This is a genomic window from Pseudooctadecabacter sp. (assembly GCF_965657175.1).
In the GTDB taxonomy this organism is placed as follows: Bacteria; Pseudomonadota; Alphaproteobacteria; order Rhodobacterales; family Rhodobacteraceae; genus Octadecabacter.
The window spans coordinates 42,145-56,668 of record NZ_CBFHNH010000019.1 but is presented as its reverse complement, the minus strand read 5'-3'; the positions used below and the strand labels follow the sequence as shown (position 1 = coordinate 56,668).

The 14,524-nt window shown below is 56.6% G+C and carries 27 protein-coding genes and 1 pseudogene; 21 read left to right on the top strand and 7 right to left on the bottom strand.

The window, feature by feature from the left end:
* Positions 1-126, top strand: a pseudogene (gene tuf / locus ACTG36_RS14000) (elongation factor Tu); the annotation flags it as partial.
* 111 nt (positions 127-237) lie between these two features.
* Here tuf and ACTG36_RS13995 read toward each other — a convergent pair.
* A complete protein-coding gene (locus tag ACTG36_RS13995) occupies positions 238-1,128 on the bottom strand; it encodes a diguanylate cyclase (protein ID WP_439142667.1) in 891 nt (296 codons plus the stop codon).
* Positions 1,129-1,361: 233 nt separating this feature from the next.
* On the opposite strand from ACTG36_RS13995, the gene rpsJ reads away from it, so the two are divergent.
* The 4 genes from rpsJ to ACTG36_RS13975 are packed head-to-tail and all read left to right on the top strand — an operon-like array spanning position 1,362 to position 3,458.
* A complete protein-coding gene (gene rpsJ / locus ACTG36_RS13990; RefSeq protein ID WP_375282237.1) occupies positions 1,362-1,673 on the top strand; it encodes a 30S ribosomal protein S10 in 312 nt (103 codons plus the stop codon).
* 12 nt (positions 1,674-1,685) lie between these two features.
* Complete coding sequence (rplC, locus tag ACTG36_RS13985) at positions 1,686-2,558, top strand: 50S ribosomal protein L3 (RefSeq protein WP_375282236.1); 873 nt, start codon at positions 1,686-1,688, stop codon at positions 2,556-2,558.
* Entirely contained in the window at positions 2,548-3,165 is a 618-nt protein-coding gene (rplD, locus tag ACTG36_RS13980; protein WP_375282235.1) for a 50S ribosomal protein L4, read from the top strand. Before rplC ends, rplD begins: the two co-directional genes overlap by 11 nt.
* On the top strand, positions 3,162-3,458 hold the full coding sequence (locus tag ACTG36_RS13975) for a 50S ribosomal protein L23 (RefSeq protein ID WP_375282234.1): 297 nt from the start codon (positions 3,162-3,164) through the stop codon (positions 3,456-3,458). The genes rplD and ACTG36_RS13975 overlap by 4 nt, the downstream gene beginning before the upstream one ends.
* Before the next feature lie 98 nt (positions 3,459-3,556).
* Here ACTG36_RS13975 and ACTG36_RS13970 read toward each other — a convergent pair whose 3' ends face one another.
* The 3 genes from ACTG36_RS13970 to ACTG36_RS13960 are packed head-to-tail and all read right to left on the bottom strand — an operon-like array spanning position 3,557 to position 4,601.
* Positions 3,557-3,931, bottom strand: coding sequence for a hypothetical protein (locus ACTG36_RS13970; protein WP_375282233.1), 375 nt, complete (start codon positions 3,929-3,931; stop codon positions 3,557-3,559).
* Positions 3,932-4,300 (bottom strand): hypothetical protein, encoded by a 369-nt coding sequence (locus tag ACTG36_RS13965; RefSeq protein ID WP_375282232.1) that lies wholly within the window; start codon positions 4,298-4,300, stop codon positions 3,932-3,934.
* Position 4,301: 1 nt separating this feature from the next.
* Entirely contained in the window at positions 4,302-4,601 is a 300-nt protein-coding gene (locus tag ACTG36_RS13960; protein ID WP_375282231.1) for a hypothetical protein, read from the bottom strand.
* Between the two features lie 264 nt (positions 4,602-4,865).
* Between ACTG36_RS13960 and rplB the strand changes: the two genes are divergently transcribed.
* Genes rplB through rplP form a run of 5 tightly spaced genes read left to right on the top strand, consistent with a single transcriptional unit; the run spans position 4,866 to position 7,512 of the window.
* Positions 4,866-5,708, top strand: a complete 843-nt coding sequence (gene rplB, locus ACTG36_RS13955; protein WP_375282230.1) for a 50S ribosomal protein L2 — start codon at positions 4,866-4,868, stop codon at positions 5,706-5,708.
* Between the two features lie 2 nt (positions 5,709-5,710).
* On the top strand, positions 5,711-5,989 hold the full coding sequence (gene rpsS / locus ACTG36_RS13950; RefSeq protein WP_085863667.1) for a 30S ribosomal protein S19: 279 nt from the start codon (positions 5,711-5,713) through the stop codon (positions 5,987-5,989).
* A gap of 3 nt (positions 5,990-5,992) precedes the next feature.
* The gene (gene rplV, locus ACTG36_RS13945) at positions 5,993-6,373 is read left to right on the top strand and encodes a 50S ribosomal protein L22 (protein WP_375282229.1); all 381 of its coding nucleotides are present in this window, start codon (positions 5,993-5,995) and stop codon (positions 6,371-6,373) included.
* On the top strand, positions 6,373-7,086 hold the full coding sequence (gene rpsC / locus ACTG36_RS13940) for a 30S ribosomal protein S3 (protein ID WP_375282228.1): 714 nt from the start codon (positions 6,373-6,375) through the stop codon (positions 7,084-7,086). The genes rplV and rpsC overlap by 1 nt, the downstream gene beginning before the upstream one ends.
* 12 nt (positions 7,087-7,098) lie before the next feature.
* Positions 7,099-7,512, top strand: coding sequence for a 50S ribosomal protein L16 (gene rplP, locus ACTG36_RS13935; protein ID WP_085863664.1), 414 nt, complete (start codon positions 7,099-7,101; stop codon positions 7,510-7,512).
* 138 nt (positions 7,513-7,650) lie between these two features.
* Here rplP and ACTG36_RS13930 read toward each other — a convergent pair whose 3' ends face one another.
* The 3 genes from ACTG36_RS13930 to ACTG36_RS13920 all read right to left on the bottom strand — a co-directional run bounded on the left by ACTG36_RS13930 (position 7,651) and on the right by ACTG36_RS13920 (position 9,465).
* Positions 7,651-8,004, bottom strand: a complete 354-nt coding sequence (locus ACTG36_RS13930; RefSeq protein WP_375280185.1) for a hypothetical protein — start codon at positions 8,002-8,004, stop codon at positions 7,651-7,653.
* Between the two features lie 70 nt (positions 8,005-8,074).
* A complete protein-coding gene (locus tag ACTG36_RS13925; RefSeq protein WP_439142662.1) occupies positions 8,075-8,761 on the bottom strand; it encodes a hypothetical protein in 687 nt (228 codons plus the stop codon).
* A 95-nt stretch (positions 8,762-8,856) separates the two neighbouring features.
* Complete coding sequence (locus tag ACTG36_RS13920) at positions 8,857-9,465, bottom strand: 2OG-Fe(II) oxygenase family protein (protein ID WP_375280187.1); 609 nt, start codon at positions 9,463-9,465, stop codon at positions 8,857-8,859.
* On the opposite strand from ACTG36_RS13920, the gene ACTG36_RS13915 reads away from it, so the two are divergent.
* From ACTG36_RS13915 to rpsE, 11 genes are all read left to right on the top strand, one after another.
* A complete protein-coding gene (locus ACTG36_RS13915) occupies positions 9,455-10,288 on the top strand; it encodes a hypothetical protein (RefSeq protein WP_375280188.1) in 834 nt (277 codons plus the stop codon). The genes ACTG36_RS13920 and ACTG36_RS13915 overlap by 11 nt on opposite strands.
* A 165-nt stretch (positions 10,289-10,453) precedes the next feature.
* Positions 10,454-10,660, top strand: coding sequence for a 50S ribosomal protein L29 (rpmC, locus tag ACTG36_RS13910; RefSeq protein WP_375280189.1), 207 nt, complete (start codon positions 10,454-10,456; stop codon positions 10,658-10,660).
* Between the two features lies 1 nt (position 10,661).
* Positions 10,662-10,889 (top strand): 30S ribosomal protein S17, encoded by a 228-nt coding sequence (gene rpsQ, locus ACTG36_RS13905; protein WP_375280190.1) that lies wholly within the window; start codon positions 10,662-10,664, stop codon positions 10,887-10,889.
* A gap of 74 nt (positions 10,890-10,963) precedes the next feature.
* Entirely contained in the window at positions 10,964-11,332 is a 369-nt protein-coding gene (rplN, locus tag ACTG36_RS13900) for a 50S ribosomal protein L14 (RefSeq protein ID WP_009574016.1), read from the top strand.
* 1 nt (position 11,333) lies between these two features.
* Complete coding sequence (gene rplX / locus ACTG36_RS13895; protein ID WP_375280191.1) at positions 11,334-11,639, top strand: 50S ribosomal protein L24; 306 nt, start codon at positions 11,334-11,336, stop codon at positions 11,637-11,639.
* Positions 11,639-12,202 (top strand): 50S ribosomal protein L5, encoded by a 564-nt coding sequence (gene rplE, locus ACTG36_RS13890; RefSeq protein WP_375280192.1) that lies wholly within the window; start codon positions 11,639-11,641, stop codon positions 12,200-12,202. The genes rplX and rplE overlap by 1 nt, the downstream gene beginning before the upstream one ends.
* Positions 12,203-12,215: 13 nt before the next feature.
* Positions 12,216-12,521, top strand: coding sequence for a 30S ribosomal protein S14 (rpsN, locus tag ACTG36_RS13885; RefSeq protein WP_296420184.1), 306 nt, complete (start codon positions 12,216-12,218; stop codon positions 12,519-12,521).
* Between the two features lie 12 nt (positions 12,522-12,533).
* Positions 12,534-12,926 carry a 30S ribosomal protein S8 gene (gene rpsH / locus ACTG36_RS13880; protein WP_296420185.1) on the top strand — a complete coding sequence of 131 codons (393 nt, stop codon included), beginning with the start codon at positions 12,534-12,536 and terminating at the stop codon, positions 12,924-12,926.
* A gap of 10 nt (positions 12,927-12,936) precedes the next feature.
* The gene (gene rplF / locus ACTG36_RS13875; RefSeq protein ID WP_296420186.1) at positions 12,937-13,467 is read left to right on the top strand and encodes a 50S ribosomal protein L6; all 531 of its coding nucleotides are present in this window, start codon (positions 12,937-12,939) and stop codon (positions 13,465-13,467) included.
* 5 nt (positions 13,468-13,472) lie between these two features.
* Positions 13,473-13,832, top strand: a complete 360-nt coding sequence (gene rplR / locus ACTG36_RS13870) for a 50S ribosomal protein L18 (RefSeq protein WP_296420187.1) — start codon at positions 13,473-13,475, stop codon at positions 13,830-13,832.
* Positions 13,833-13,940: 108 nt separating this feature from the next.
* Complete coding sequence (gene rpsE, locus ACTG36_RS13865; RefSeq protein ID WP_375280193.1) at positions 13,941-14,522, top strand: 30S ribosomal protein S5; 582 nt, start codon at positions 13,941-13,943, stop codon at positions 14,520-14,522.
* Positions 14,523-14,524: the final 2 nt, after the last annotated feature.

The following is a 14,524-nucleotide window of genomic DNA, read 5'->3' as shown; positions in this document are numbered from 1 at the left end:
GGCGACAACCTGAAGTTCAACGTTGAACTGATCGCACCGATCGCGATGGAACAAGGCCTCCGCTTCGCCATCCGCGAAGGCGGCCGCACCGTCGGCGCCGGCGTGGTGTCCAAAATCAACGAGTGATTTCGCCTAAGCGATAGCACAAGACAGCTCAGGCCCCCGCAGTACTTGCGGGGGCCTGTTGCGTTTGGGGGGCAAACTCCTTGATCTCCAACACCCGCTGACGTCTGGTGGCTACATAGGTTGGACCATAACACAATTCCGGCCGGCTGCTTTCGCGCCATACAAAAGCTGATCTGCTGCTTTCAGAATGACCGCTTCATCCTCGATACCGGTATCGAAGGATGCGAGTCCGATGCTTGCCGTGATATTGATTGTGTGATCACCGACTGAAATCGGGGTCCTCTCAACGACACTGCGAAAGCGGTCACAGGCGATATAGGCCCCGTCGATTGCTGTCTTGGGGAACATTACCGCGAATTCTTCGCCACCCAAACGACCAATCAGATCAATAGACCTGAATTCGAGGATCAGTTGATCGGAAACCTTGCGCAACACCGCATCGCCCGCATCGTGCCCATAGGTGTCATTCACCTTCTTGAAATGATCAAGGTCGATCATTGCCACGCTCAACGGATGCCCAAATCGTTTCGCCTGTTCGAATTCGTTCTTCATGGTGCGTAAAAACGGACGTCTGTTCGACAATTCTGTCAGCGGATCGAGGTTCGCCTCGATCTGGAGCATCTCATAGGCGCGTGTCAGTTCCCGAATGCTGATCATATGAACCAAATGGCCGTCTTCGAGGATCGGAATGTGACGAATTGCATGTGTGTTCATCAGCCGCAGCACATACCCGATCTCATCCTCCGGAGAGCAGGTGATCACCCTTTGCGTCATAATATCGCGCACAGGACGACCGACCATCTTGGGGTCAAATTGAGCGACCACATGAACAAGATCCCGTTCGGAGACGATGCCGCACAACCGGCTTTCGTTATCCGTCACCACAAGGGCGCCCACCTTATGATCCAGAAGCGTCTGCGCGGTTTGCGATAGGGGCGTGTCCGGCCCGACACCCAAAACTGCCCCCGGTGGCTTATCAGCAATCAGTGTTTGGATTTTCACCCAATTCATCCTTTTGTCGACGCCCCTGACCCTTAAGGTAGGGATCAACCGTGAACGAAGTCTTAAAACTGACAAACCTCTTGCCACATCCAGCGACTCCGCCTATACGCCGCACATCCAACGGGGTGCGCCGAATGCGTGCCCCCATTTTGTTGGACTATAAGACGCGATGAGGGTGCCGGATGAGCCGCCATCTTCCTCTCCGTTAAGACCCTAAGGTAAAGGGTGATGACATGGCAGCGAGCCAAAACATCCGCATCCGCCTAAAGGCGTTTGACTACCGCGTGCTGGACGCCAGCACTCAGGAAATCGTCAACACAGCCAAGCGCACCGGTGCATCCGTTCGGGGGCCGATCCCGCTCCCCAACAAAATCGAAAAGTTCACCGTTCTGCGTGGACCGCACATCGACAAGAAATCCCGCGATCAGTTTGAGATCCGTACGCACAAGCGTCTTCTCGACATCGTTGACCCAACACCCCAGACCGTGGACGCGCTGATGAAGCTCGACCTGGCCGCTGGTGTTGACGTCCAGATCAGCGTTTAAGGAGGGCTCCATATGTTGCGCTCCGGTGTAATCGCTAAAAAAGTCGGCATGACCCGGCTTTTCCAAGAAGACGGCAAGCAGATCCCTGTGACCGTTCTTCAACTCGACAATCTGCAGGTTGTGGCCCAGCGGACAACTGACACGGACGGCTACACTGCTGTTCAGCTCGGTGCCGGGACAGCCAAAGCCAAGCGGACATCTGCCCCCATGCGTGGTCACTTCGCCAAGGCGAAAGTGGAACCCAAGCGCAAGGTTGCAGAATTCCGTGTCGCGGAAGAAAACCTCATCCCCGTCGGGGAAGAGATCATTGCTTCGCATTACTTCGAAGGTCAATTCGTTGACGTGTCCGGCACATCCATCGGTAAAGGTTTTGCCGGTGCGATGAAACGCTGGAACTTCGGTGGTCTGCGCGCGACGCACGGTGTGTCTATCTCCCACCGTTCGCACGGCTCCACCGGTCAGTGTCAGGATCCCGGTAAGGTGTTCAAAGGCAAGAAAATGGCCGGTCACATGGGTGCCGCCAAGGTGACGACGCAGAACCTGCAGGTTGTTAAGACCGACACGGACCGCGGCCTCATCATGGTCAAAGGCGCCGTGCCTGGTTCCAAAGGTGGCTGGGTCACAATCAAGGACGCGGTGAAAAAGCCGATCCCTGAAAACGTGATCTACCCTGCCGCACTGGCCTCTGCCGCCCGTGAAGCACAGCGTCTGGCTGACGAAGCCGCAGCCCAGGCTGCTGCCGAAGAAGAAGCCGCAGCAAAGGCCCTCGCTGAGGAACAAGCTGCCGCTGAAGAAGCCGCGCTGAAAGAAGCCGAAGCCTCCATCGACGCCGATAAGGCCGAAGAGGGTGGCGCAGCTGAAGGAGACGCATCCGATGAAAGCTGATGCAATCAAACTGGACGGCAAAGCCGCTGGTTCCGTCGATCTGAACGACGAAATCTTCGGTCTTGAGCCCCGCGTGGACATCCTCCACCGTGTGGTCCGTTGGCAGCGCAACAACGCGCAGGCTGGCACCCACAAGGTGAAGACACGGTCCGAAGTCAAATACTCCACCAAGAAGATCTATCGCCAGAAAGGCACCGGCGGCGCACGCCACGGCGCACGTTCTGCCCCGATCTTCCGCGGTGGTGGTATCTACAAGGGTCCAACCCCACGCAGCCACGGCCACGAGCTGACCAAAAAGTTCCGCAAACTCGGCCTGCGCCACGCGCTCAGCGCCAAAGCAGCGGCTGGTGAACTGGTCATCGTTGACAGCGTTGAGATGAAGGACGCGAAAACATCCGCACTGGCCAAACAGGTCAATGCACACGGATGGAAGCGCACCTTGGTCATCGACTCTGTCGTAGACGAAAACTTCGCCGTTGCAGCCCGCAACATCGCAACCATTGACGTGCTGCCCTCCATGGGTGCCAACGTCTACGACATCCTGAAGTCCGATACACTCGTGTTGACGAAAGCAGGCGTCGAAGCACTGGAGGCTCGTTTGTCATGAACGCCAAGGCAGAACACTACGACGTGATCCGCAAGCCCGTGATCACCGAGAAGGCCACCATGGCCTCCGAGGCGAACGCGGTCGTGTTTGAGGTCGCCATCGACAGCAACAAGCCCATGATCAAAGAGGCTGTTGAAGCCCTGTTTGGCGTGAAGGTGAAGGCCGTGAACACCACGATCACCAAAGGCAAGCAGAAGCGCTTCCGCGGTCAGCTGGGCACGCGCAAGGACGTGAAGAAAGCCTACGTGACGCTGGAAGAAGGCAACACGATCGACGTGAGCACTGGGCTTTAGGGGCTGAGTGCTACCGCTGAAAATTGAGAGGCCCTCGCAGCGATGCGGGGGCCTTTTCGTTTAATCATAATGATCGGATATCACAGACGAACCACGATCTACCTAGAGATCGCTATCTCCACGCATGAGACAAAACGATAAGTCGCGTCTTCACCTTCTTCGGAGACACTGACATACTCTCCGCGAGCGATCTTGTGCTGCCCGTCAAAGACATTACACCAAGAGACTCGATCATCTTCGTGTTCGTAAGGGTCGTCCTCTAAATCACCGAAGTCCATCGTGCCATCTCTCTGAAGAATGAATGGCGATACTGTGGGGCGGGGTACACCTTCATCATCGTAGCCATCGCCACGAAATCCATATGTGGGCATTCTGGCGACGGCAATCTGGTTCTCGTTAACCCATATGTCGAGATAAATATCGTGCTCATTTTTTGCGGTGTCTTCGAGTTTGGCGCGTATCAGTGTGAGCATTTAGTTCAACCGTTCAATTTTGTGGATGATGTACAATTCCGAGCCAAAACCTGCGAAGTCGATGAATACATATGATCCAAGTTCTGGAACTCCGTCGAATGAGATCGCTTTTGGAAGCTTTGTGTCATCAGCCAGAGGTTTGCCGAAGCGGATCTCCGCGCTCTTTAGATCCTTTGCCTCAAGCAGGAACGGAAAGACTTCTGCGCTCTCCGCCTTTGTGCGGCGGTGGAAAAAGTAGCCCGTTGAGGTCGGTAGGAAGTATGTCAGCCCGTGCGTTCCAAGTGCGTCGAACTCTAACTTCAGATACGGCCAGTCTGAGCTTGATTGGCTCATCATGCATTGAAATTTAAGTCGTCCTGTCTGATCCATCTCATGCCTTTCCACTCAAGGAACCAATTGGTTCAATGGGGCAGTGATCATCTGCGTAGATGAAGAGCGCCGAGTCGGACATGCGGGGGCGAATGACCTTCAAGTGCTTTAGGATATTCTCTTCTGACTCGTCGAAGCGATCCGCACAGTGTTCCGCTATCGCCTTCCAGACAGATTTTGAGAGCCGCTCTGCATCAAAAGCAGCGTACAGCCACCAAATTGGTATGGTTGTCATTCCGGTATTGAAGATCTGGTCGACGTACTGATCGAGTTGGTTGGCGTAACCTTTTTCGAGCTTCATGTTAACAATTCCCTTCTATTGGCTCAGTGTTATATTAGTGCGTGCTAAACATATAGAAAATTTTAAATGGATAGAAAAATTTAAATCGCGATTGACCCCCGCCCCCCATCCCCTTAAACACCGTCCATCGACCAGCCTCGGATTCGTCCGGGGCTGTGCGTTTGTGGGGCAACCCACTTGCTAAACCGGGCACCTACGGGGGCCTCAACCATATAGGGCCTGCGCCTCGGCAAACGGCCCGCCAAGCAAACGGAAGAAGCTAACATGGCACTCAAGTCGTATAAACCGACGACGCCGGGCCAGCGTGGGCTGGTGCTGATCGACCGTTCGGAGCTTTGGAAAGGACGCCCCGTCAAGGCCCTCACAGAGGGTCTGACCAAATCGGGCGGACGGAACAACACCGGACGTATCACATCACGTCGTCGTGGCGGGGGCGCAAAGCGTCTCTACCGGATCGTAGATTTCAAACGCAACAAGATGGACGTCGAAGCGACCGTCGTGCGGATTGAATATGACCCGAACCGCACCGCGTTCATCGCGCTCGTTCAATACACGGATGGCGAACAGGCCTATATCCTTGCCCCCCAGCGCCTTGGCGTCGGTGACAAGGTGATCGCGTCCGAGAAAGCAGACATCAAGCCGGGCAACGCAATGCCGTTCCAGGGCATGCCCATCGGTACCATCATCCACAACATCGAGATGAAGCCAGGCAAAGGCGGCCAAATCGCCCGTGCGGCTGGCACATATGCCCAGTTCGTGGGCCGGGACGGGGGCTACGCCCAGATCCGCCTCAGCTCTGGCGAACTGCGTCTTGTGCGTCAGGAATGCATGGCCACCGTCGGTGCCGTGTCCAACCCAGACAACTCCAACCAGAACTACGGTAAAGCCGGCCGCATGCGCCACAAGGGCATCCGCCCGTCGGTCCGTGGTGTCGTCATGAACCCGATCGACCACCCGCACGGTGGTGGTGAAGGCCGGACATCTGGTGGTCGTCACCCAGTGACACCTTGGGGTAAGCCCACGAAGGGCGCCAAGACACGTAACAAGAACAAAGCGTCCAGCCGGCTTATCGTCCGGTCCCGGCACGCCAAGAAGAAGGGTCGTTAAGCATGGCTCGTTCCGTATGGAAAGGTCCCTTCGTGGACAGCTACGTGCTCAAGAAAGCCGAAGCTGCCAAGGAGTCAGGCCGCAACGACGTGATCAAAATCTGGTCCCGCCGTTCTACAATCCTGCCCCAGTTCGTTGGTCTGACGTTTGGCGTCTACAACGGCCGGAAGCACATCCCAGTCTCTATCACCGAAGACATGATCGGTCAGAAGTTTGGCGAATATTCGCCAACTCGTACCTATTACGGTCACGCGGCTGATAAAAAAGCGAAGCGGAAATAAGTCATGAGCAAGGATAAAAATCCCCGCCGCGTGGCTGACAATGAAGCAATGGCGAAAACCCGCATGTTGCGTACGTCCCCGCAGAAACTGAACCTCGTCGCCCAGATGATCCGCGGCAAATCCGTGGACAAGGCCCTGACGGACCTGACGTTCTCCAAAAAGCGGATCGCGCAGGACGTGAAGAAATGCCTTCAGTCCGCCATCGCGAACGCTGAGAACAACCACAACCTCGACGTTGACGAACTCGTCGTCGCTGAGGCCTATGTGGGCAAAAACTTGACGATGAAACGCGGTCGCCCTCGCGCCCGTGGCCGTTTCGGCAAAATCATCAAGCCGTTCGCAGAGCTGACCATCAAAGTGCGCCAAGTTGAGGAGCAAGCATAATGGGTAACAAAGTAAACCCGATCGGCATGCGTCTTCAGGTGAACCGCACCTGGGACAGCCGTTGGTACGCCGACACCAAAGACTACGGTGATCTCCTTCTCGAAGACCTCAAGATCAAGGACTTCATCAAGAAAGAGTGTAAGCAAGCCGGCGTCAGCCGTGTCATCATCGAACGTCCGCACAAAAAGTGCCGCGTGACGATCCACACCGCCCGTCCGGGCGTCATCATCGGCAAGAAAGGCGCGGACATCGAAACGCTCCGCAAAAAACTGGCCGCGATGACAGACTCTGAACTGCACCTCAACATCGTTGAAGTCCGCAAGCCAGAGCTGGACGCCGCATTGGTTGGTGAATCCATCGCGCAGCAGTTGGAACGTCGTGTGTCTTTCCGTCGCGCCATGAAGCGTGCGGTTCAGAACGCCATGCGTATGGGTGCCTTGGGCATTCGTGTGAACCTCGCCGGTCGTCTTGGCGGCGCCGAGATTGCGCGGACCGAATGGTACCGTGAAGGCCGCGTGCCTTTGCACACCCTGCGTGCCGACATCGACTACGCCCACGTGGAAGCGATGACGCCTTATGGCATCATCGGGATCAAGACATGGATCTTCAAAGGTGAGATCATGGAACACGATCCAGCTGCACGTGACCGCCGTCAACAAGAGCTTCAGGATGGCCCCGCACCGCGCGGCGCTCGTCCGGGCCGTGACCGCTAGGAGGTTTGAACAATGCTTCAGCCAAAGCGCACTAAATTCCGCAAGATGCACAAAGGCCGGATCAAGGGCGAAGCCAAAGGTGGCTCCGATCTGAACTTCGGCACTTACGGCCTCAAGGCGACCCAGCCTGAGCGTGTGACAGCACGCCAGATCGAAGCTGCCCGTCGTGCCATGACGCGTCATATGAAACGTCAAGGTCGGGTCTGGATCCGCATCTTCCCGGACACCCCGATCACTGCCAAGCCCATCGAAGTTCGTATGGGTAAAGGTAAGGGTTCCGTTGATCGTTGGGCATGTAAGGTCAAACCTGGCCGTATCATGTTTGAGATCGACGGCGTGAACGAAGACATCGCCCGTGAGGCCCTGCGCCTTGCTGCGATGAAGCTTCCTCTCAAGACCCGCACCGTGGTCCGCGAAGACTGGTAACCCCGGCGATCTTTGCCGCGGGAAAAGCCGCCGCGCGCGGGGCTAACGTTTTGCAGAAACGATGAGAACGCGCCCGGTCAAGAAAAAGAACCCCCGCCGAGAAATCGGTGGGGGTTTTTCGTGCCCGTGGCCAAAATGTTAAAGCCGCAATGCGCCGCGCCCGAAAATGAACTGCCAGCGGCTTCCATCCTCCATCGTGATGATCCCGCCGCCAGACGTGCCGTCTTCGAATGTCGCCGTGCCAATTCCGCTTAGCCCGTTTGAGCAGGTCACCGGAAAGGTCGACGTTTCGCCGGTGGATTGTGGGGAGTAGCGGCCTTGGCAAAAGTTGTTTCCGTTTGAGGCCTGAAAGAAGCCGCCCTGCAAAAAGGCGGCTGTCGCATGGCCACGATAGATCGTGTTTGACGGACCGACGACCGCGACCGGGTAGCTGACGTCACAGGCAGATAGAGCGAAGGCTGCTGCTGCAGCTACGAAGAATGGTTTGAACATGATGATCTCCTGATTAAGATCATCATATTTGAACAACGTTCAATATATTGACAGTCCGGAAATCCCGACCTCACCCACCCCAAATCCCCCGCATCCCACCATCAAATGCGGCCCAGGTCATCGTGGCCGAATTCCCCGCATAGCCCTGATAATAGGACCGCCCGTTGGGCAGCGGCAGACCGGCCCAGATTCTCGCCAGATTGTGCATGAACACCAGCCGGTCCATCTGCCCCGCCTTGAACGCTGTCAGGCCCGCGTCTTCCAGCAGAACCAGTGCCAGTGCGTCCTGCACGCCCGGTGAAAACGGCGTTTCCGGGCCGAAACCGTGTATCCGCGCGACGCGCCGCAAGGTATCAGGGATGAACTGATATCGTCCGATGGCATGGGGCTGGCCGGGGGTGTCTTCGATCCAGCGATAAATCTCACCCAATGTCATTTGCGTGGGCAGGGCGGGGGGCCTCACCCGCGCACCGTGCTGGACGGCATTGTAGCCGGCAGAACCGGCCTCCGCCCGCGCAATCAGCGTCAGCAGCTGATCCACAGGCGCATTGCCCGTCCCAAGGGGGGGCACATAGACCGCCTGCACGACCTGCGCCCGGTCCGGCACCGGGGCAAACAGCCCCGTCCGCCCGCCTGCAAACAGGCTGCCGGGCATGACCGATGCCTGCGTCGTGTCGCTGCGGGGGAACAAGGATTGCAATTCCGCCCGCGCCTCGACGGCCCAGACCCAACATATCAAACAAAGAAAATACCGCATCGCCCCATCCCGTTCTGGAATGGGGGCTGTCTACGGCCAGACATCTTACCACTGTCTTTCCGGCGGTTCAGAATTTAGGGAAAAGTTTAGTGACCTTAGGCCCACTTGTAATTGAAACTCACCGAAATCCGCTCATCCTCGGCCATGTTCATCGGCACTTCGTGGCGCAGCCAGCTTTCCCACAGCAGCACATCGCCCACGGCGGGTTTGACGTAGACGAACTGCTGCAACTCTTCGGCTGCGTCCTTGCGGCGGGGCGGGGCGGCCATCATCATCTGCGCGCGCGGGTCTTCGAGTTTCAACGCCGATGCGCCTTCGGGCATCTTCACGTAGGTGGTGCCAGAGATCACGGAATGCGGATGGATGTGGCTGGTATGAATTCCGCCCTCCGGCAGGATGTTGATCCAGATGTCTTCGAGGACCAGGTCCCGCCCGTCCAGATCAAACGCCAAATCCTCCGCAAAGGCTGCCACGTGATTGTCCAGCGCCTCTTTCACCTCCGCAAAGACCGGAAACCGCCACGGCAGATCGGTGAGGGACGCATAGGACGTATAGCCCGGAAACTCGTTCTCCTCACACCACGCCTGTCCAGCCTCGTCATCCTCGGCGATGGAATAGCAGGAGTTCTCAAGCTCATCAGCGTCAATAAGGCCGAGCTTAGCTTGATAAAGGCGGGTGGCGAAGAGGGAGCGGATGTGTGACATTGAAGCTCAGGTAAGTCCTTCACTGTTTGGAGCAGTTAATCACATGATTGATACGAAAGTACCAGCGTGGGTGGCGCTAGTCGCCGGGATCGTTGGCGTAGGAGCCGGATCGCTCGAAATTGTTGATCGAATAGCCACATTTTTCGCTCCCAAGCCTATTGCGCATTTTGCGGAGTATCCCGTTGTTGAGGTGGAAATTGCGTCGGTTTTGGAGCAATCGGACCAAATCACCGAAATTCTGCGAAAGCTAGGTGATCCAAGCATTATTGATATCGACCGGCTACACAGCATGTTGGAGCAGCTGAACGGTCTCGATCCTCGCGAACATGGATGCTCCGCTGAGCAATACTGTTTTTTCGATGAACTCACTATTACATTCTATAGCGTGGCAAATACCTCCCCAAATTCTTTGAGTGGGGTTTTGCTAAGCTTGGAGGAATTTGAGTACGCGAGCTTGGAAATTTCAGCAGACTACTTGGAAACCGGTGAATGGTATATTGGCGAAACGGAAGACCGGTTAACTTGCATATTCGATGCATGGGGTGGGGCCGATGAATGTTTGGCGACTAAGTTGGGCGATTTGTCGTATGAGCCAACTCAGACTCTAAGACCTAGAGGATTTTTCGCGATCCCTGTTCACGCATCAGTTTCGTTATTCATGCAAGATGAGAAACAGTTCGAATTCCCAGTAAAAGTAAATGAACTTGGCACGGCGTCGGCACTTGTTCCTGTAAGCTACCACGTCTCCGGCACACGGACAGAGGCTGAGAGGATCGCGGACTATTTGACCTATAAAAGTTCAACATTGATGATCGGTGGCTAAGTTTCGCGGCTTTCTGTACTGTTCCGATGCATCACGCCCTTGCCACACCCTTCCCAACCCCCTATACGCGCCCAATCTAACCCACTCCACCGGAGAATCGGGTCACTTTCGTATTGCGCAACGCATGCAAAGGCTCGCCGGTGATGTTGACAAAGGAGCCGTCCGATGGACGCCAATGAACTTCGGGAAAAAACACCCGACCAGTTGCGCGATGACCTCGCCAACCTGAAAAAAGAAGCCTTCAACCTGCGTTTTCAGCAGGCCACCGGCCAACTTGAGAACACAGCCCGTATGCGCGCCGTCAAGCGTGATGCAGCCCGTGTGAAAACCATTCTGAACGAAAAAGCAGCAGCCGCTGCTGCGGAGGCCTAATATGCCCAAGCGTATCCTGTCCGGCGTCGTGACATCCAACCAGAACGCACAGACCGTGACCGTGTCTGTTGAACGCCGCTTTAAGCACCCGCTGCTTCAGAAAACCGTTCGTAAGTCCAAAAAGTACCGGGCGCACGACGAAACCAACCAGTTCAACGTCGGGGACAAAGTCCGCATTCAGGAATGTGCCCCCAAGTCGAAAACCAAACGCTGGGAGGTGATTGCGTAAGCGATCCAACCCCCGTTTCGTGAAACCCTGGGACAGCGACGGATTACGCTGTTCCCAAAGGTCAGGAGAAACCCATGATCCAGATGCAGACCAATCTTGATGTGGCTGACAACAGCGGCGCCCGCCGTGTTCAGTGCATCAAGGTGCTCGGCGGTTCCCACCGTCGTTACGCATCGGTCGGCGATATTATCGTCGTATCGGTGAAAGAGGCCATCCCACGTGGTCGCGTAAAGAAAGGTGACGTCCGTAAGGCCGTCGTCGTACGCACCGCCAAGGAAGTCCGCCGCGAAGACGGCACCGCGATCCGCTTTGATCGCAACGCAGCCGTCATCCTCAACAACAACAACGAACCTGTTGGCACCCGTATCTTCGGGCCAGTGGTTCGCGAACTGCGCGCGAAGAACTTCATGAAGATCATCTCGCTCGCTCCGGAGGTGCTGTAAAATGGCTGCTAAACTCCGCAAAGGTGACAAGGTCATCGTGCTGGCCGGCAAGGACAAGGGCAAGACAGGTGAAATCACCTCCGTCGACCCGAAATCCGGCAAGGCCGTCGTAGATGGCATCAACATCGCCATCCGCCACGTAAAGCAATCCCAGACAACGCAGGGTGGTCGCACACCCAAGGCGATGCCGATCGAGCTGTCCAACCTGGCCATCGTCGATGCAAACGGCAAAGCCACGCGCGTCGGTTTCAAGATGGACGGTGACAAGAAAGTCCGCTTCGCCAAGACAACAGGGGATGTGATCTAATGCTTGATACTGCAAACTACACACCTCGTCTTAAGGCCCTGTATGCTTCCGAAATCCAAGCAAAGATGAAGGAAGAATTCGGCTACAAGAACGACATGCAAATCCCCGGTCTGGACAAAATCGTCCTGAACATCGGTGCAGGCGCAGAAGCCGTCAAAGACTCCAAGAAAGCCAAATCGGCTCAGGAAGATCTGACAGCCATCGCCGGTCAGCAGGCCGTCATCACCAAAGCCAAGAAGTCCATCGCTGGCTTCCGCGTTCGTGAAGATATGCCGCTGGGTGCCAAAGTGACCCTTCGTGGCGACCGCATGTTTGAATTCCTGGATCGTCTGATCACGATCGCCATGCCCCGCATCCGTGACTTCCGCGGCGTGTCCGGCAAGTCGTTCGATGGCCGTGGCAACTACGCCATGGGCATGAAGGAACACATCGTCTTCCCCGAAATCAACTTCGACAAAGTCGACGAAGTTTGGGGCCTGGATATCGTGATCTGCACCACCGCAGGCAACGATGCAGAAGCAAAAGCGCTGTTGAAGCATTTCAACATGCCGTTCAACAGCTAAGGGGAAGAGAGATATGGCTAAAAAATCCATGATCGCCCGCGAAGTGAAGCGCGAGAAGCTCGTGAAAAAGTACGCCGCAAAGCGTGCAGAGCTGAAAGCAATCGCAAATGATGACAGCAAGCCCATGGAAGAGCGGTTCAAGGCCCGTTTGGCACTCGCCAAACTGCCCCGCAACTCCTCGCCCACGCGCCTGCACAACCGGTGCCAGCTCACCGGCCGTCCTCACGCATATTACCGCAAACTCAAGATCAGCCGGATCGCGCTGCGGGACCTCGGTTCCAATGGCGAAATCCCCGGCATGGTCAAGTCCAGCTGGTAAGGAGCATATGATATGAACGATCCTATCGCAGATATGCTGACGCGCATCCGCAACGGCCAAATGCGTGGCAAGTCGACGGTGGCAACACCGGCGTCCAAGCTGCGCGGCTGGGTACTCGATGTGCTGGCAGACGAAGGCTACATTCGCGGCTACGAAGCCACGAAGGACGAACGCGGCCACCCCGCATTCGAAATCAGCCTCAAGTATTACGAAGGCACTCCTGTTATTCGCGAAGTGAAGCGGGTCTCCAAACCCGGGCGTCGCGTCTACATGGGCGTCAATGACATTCCTGTTGTCCGTCAGGGCCTCGGTGTGTCGATTGTCTCCACCCCCAAGGGTGTGATGTCGGACGCAAACGCACGCAGCCACAATGTTGGCGGCGAAGTGCTTTGCACCGTATTCTAAGGAGAAACTGATGTCTCGTATTGGTAAAAAACCAGTCGACCTGCCCAGCGGCGTAACAGCCTCAGTGTCCGGTCAGACCGTCGAAGTGAAGGGGCCGAAAGGCACCCGCAGCTTCACCGCAACCGACGATGTGACACTGGCCGTCGAAGACAACGCTGTGACGGTCACGCCGCGCGGCAAGTCCAAGCGCGCCCGCCAGCAGTGGGGCATGTCCCGCACGCAGGTGCAAAACCTCGTCACCGGCGTCACCGACGGTTTCAAGAAAGAGCTTGAGATCAACGGTGTGGGTTACCGCGCACAGATGCAGGGCAACGTCCTGAAACTGAACCTCGGCTATTCCCACGACGTCAACTTTGACGTGCCAGAAGGTGTAACCGTTACGGCCCCTAAGCCCACGATCATCATCGTCGAGGGCAACGACCAGCAACAGGTCGGTCAGGTCGCAGCCAACATCCGTGAATGGCGCAAGCCGGAGCCTTACAAAGGCAAGGGCATCAAATATGTGGATGAGTATATCTTCCGCAAAGAAGGTAAGAGGTAAGACCGATGGCAAACTCCAAGCGTCAACTCTTCATCAAGCGCCGCCTGCGTGTTCGCAACAAGCTGCGCAAGGTCAACAACGGTCAGCCTCGTCTGTCCGTGCACCGTTCGTCCAAGAACATCAGCGCACAGCTGATCGACGACGTGAACGGTGTGACACTGGCATCCGCCTCCTCGCTGGAGAAGGATCTGGGCGTCGTTGGCAAGAACAACGTCGAAGCCGCCGCCAAAGTGGGCACTGCAATCGCAGAGCGCGCGAAAAAGGCCGGTGTGACCGAGGCTCAGTTCGACCGTGGTGGGTTCCTCTTCCATGGCAAGATCAAAGCCTTGGCTGAAGCCGCCCGCGAAGGTGGCTTGAAAATCTAAGACTTGTGAAGGGCTCCGTCAGGGGCCCTTCCGATGATCCGGGGCAATAGCCACCAGGATTGACGTAAAACCGGGGCATGCCCCACCTGATACAAAGGATGTTCTCCAATGGCAGAACGTGACAACAACCGCCGCGGCAAAGGCCGTGACCGGGACGAAACACCAGAATTCGCCGATCGCTTGGTTGCGATCAACCGCGTCTCCAAAACCGTTAAGGGTGGTAAGCGCTTCGGCTTCGCAGCCCTCGTGGTTGTCGGCGACCAAAAAGGCCGCGTCGGCTTTGGCAAAGGTAAAGCCAAGGAGGTCCCAGAGGCCATCCGCAAGGCGACCGAACAAGCCAAGCGTCAGATGATCCGCGTGCAACTGCGCGAAGGCCGTACATTGCACCACGACATGGAAGGCCGCCACGGCGCTGGCCGCGTTGTGATGCGCACCGCACCGCAGGGTACTGGTATCATCGCCGGTGGTCCAATGCGTGCCGTGTTCGAAATGCTGGGCATTCAGGACGTGGTGGCGAAATCCATCGGGTCCCAGAACCCCTATAACATGATCCGCGCCACGCTCGACGGTCTGCGCAAAGAGGCATCGCCTCGCTCCGTTGCCCAGCGTCGCGGTAAGAAAGTGGCAGACATCCTGCCCAAGCGTGACGATGCGCCTGACGCATCCGCTCAAGTCGCTGAGGAGGCCTAAAT

Excerpts from the sequence above, each read along its gene's own strand:
- rpsH (WP_296420185.1), top strand. The coding sequence starts at position 12,534 with ATGAACGATCCTATCGCAGATATGCTGACGCGCATCCGCAACGGCCAA.
- rpsJ (WP_375282237.1), top strand. The coding sequence starts at position 1,362 with ATGGCAGCGAGCCAAAACATCCGCATCCGCCTAAAGGCGTTTGACTAC.
- rplF (WP_296420186.1), top strand. The coding sequence starts at position 12,937 with ATGTCTCGTATTGGTAAAAAACCAGTCGACCTGCCCAGCGGCGTAACA.
- rplD (WP_375282235.1), top strand. The coding sequence starts at position 2,548 with ATGAAAGCTGATGCAATCAAACTGGACGGCAAAGCCGCTGGTTCCGTC.
- ACTG36_RS13920 (WP_375280187.1), bottom strand. The coding sequence starts at position 9,465 with ATGTCACACATCCGCTCCCTCTTCGCCACCCGCCTTTATCAAGCTAAG.
- rpsC (WP_375282228.1), top strand. The coding sequence starts at position 6,373 with ATGGGTAACAAAGTAAACCCGATCGGCATGCGTCTTCAGGTGAACCGC.
- ACTG36_RS13975 (WP_375282234.1), top strand. The coding sequence starts at position 3,162 with ATGAACGCCAAGGCAGAACACTACGACGTGATCCGCAAGCCCGTGATC.
- rplE (WP_375280192.1), top strand. The coding sequence starts at position 11,639 with ATGCTTGATACTGCAAACTACACACCTCGTCTTAAGGCCCTGTATGCT.
- rpsE (WP_375280193.1), top strand. The coding sequence starts at position 13,941 with ATGGCAGAACGTGACAACAACCGCCGCGGCAAAGGCCGTGACCGGGAC.
- ACTG36_RS13925 (WP_439142662.1), bottom strand. The coding sequence starts at position 8,761 with ATGCGGTATTTTCTTTGTTTGATATGTTGGGTCTGGGCCGTCGAGGCG.
- rplP (WP_085863664.1), top strand. The coding sequence starts at position 7,099 with ATGCTTCAGCCAAAGCGCACTAAATTCCGCAAGATGCACAAAGGCCGG.
- ACTG36_RS13960 (WP_375282231.1), bottom strand. The coding sequence starts at position 4,601 with ATGAAGCTCGAAAAAGGTTACGCCAACCAACTCGATCAGTACGTCGAC.
- rplC (WP_375282236.1), top strand. The coding sequence starts at position 1,686 with ATGTTGCGCTCCGGTGTAATCGCTAAAAAAGTCGGCATGACCCGGCTT.
- rplV (WP_375282229.1), top strand. The coding sequence starts at position 5,993 with ATGAGCAAGGATAAAAATCCCCGCCGCGTGGCTGACAATGAAGCAATG.
- ACTG36_RS13915 (WP_375280188.1), top strand. The coding sequence starts at position 9,455 with ATGTGTGACATTGAAGCTCAGGTAAGTCCTTCACTGTTTGGAGCAGTT.
- ACTG36_RS13970 (WP_375282233.1), bottom strand. The coding sequence starts at position 3,931 with ATGCTCACACTGATACGCGCCAAACTCGAAGACACCGCAAAAAATGAG.
- rplB (WP_375282230.1), top strand. The coding sequence starts at position 4,866 with ATGGCACTCAAGTCGTATAAACCGACGACGCCGGGCCAGCGTGGGCTG.
- rplX (WP_375280191.1), top strand. The coding sequence starts at position 11,334 with ATGGCTGCTAAACTCCGCAAAGGTGACAAGGTCATCGTGCTGGCCGGC.
- ACTG36_RS13930 (WP_375280185.1), bottom strand. The coding sequence starts at position 8,004 with ATGTTCAAACCATTCTTCGTAGCTGCAGCAGCAGCCTTCGCTCTATCT.
- rpmC (WP_375280189.1), top strand. The coding sequence starts at position 10,454 with ATGGACGCCAATGAACTTCGGGAAAAAACACCCGACCAGTTGCGCGAT.
- rpsQ (WP_375280190.1), top strand. The coding sequence starts at position 10,662 with ATGCCCAAGCGTATCCTGTCCGGCGTCGTGACATCCAACCAGAACGCA.
- rpsS (WP_085863667.1), top strand. The coding sequence starts at position 5,711 with ATGGCTCGTTCCGTATGGAAAGGTCCCTTCGTGGACAGCTACGTGCTC.
- ACTG36_RS13965 (WP_375282232.1), bottom strand. The coding sequence starts at position 4,300 with ATGGATCAGACAGGACGACTTAAATTTCAATGCATGATGAGCCAATCA.
- rplN (WP_009574016.1), top strand. The coding sequence starts at position 10,964 with ATGATCCAGATGCAGACCAATCTTGATGTGGCTGACAACAGCGGCGCC.
- rplR (WP_296420187.1), top strand. The coding sequence starts at position 13,473 with ATGGCAAACTCCAAGCGTCAACTCTTCATCAAGCGCCGCCTGCGTGTT.
- rpsN (WP_296420184.1), top strand. The coding sequence starts at position 12,216 with ATGGCTAAAAAATCCATGATCGCCCGCGAAGTGAAGCGCGAGAAGCTC.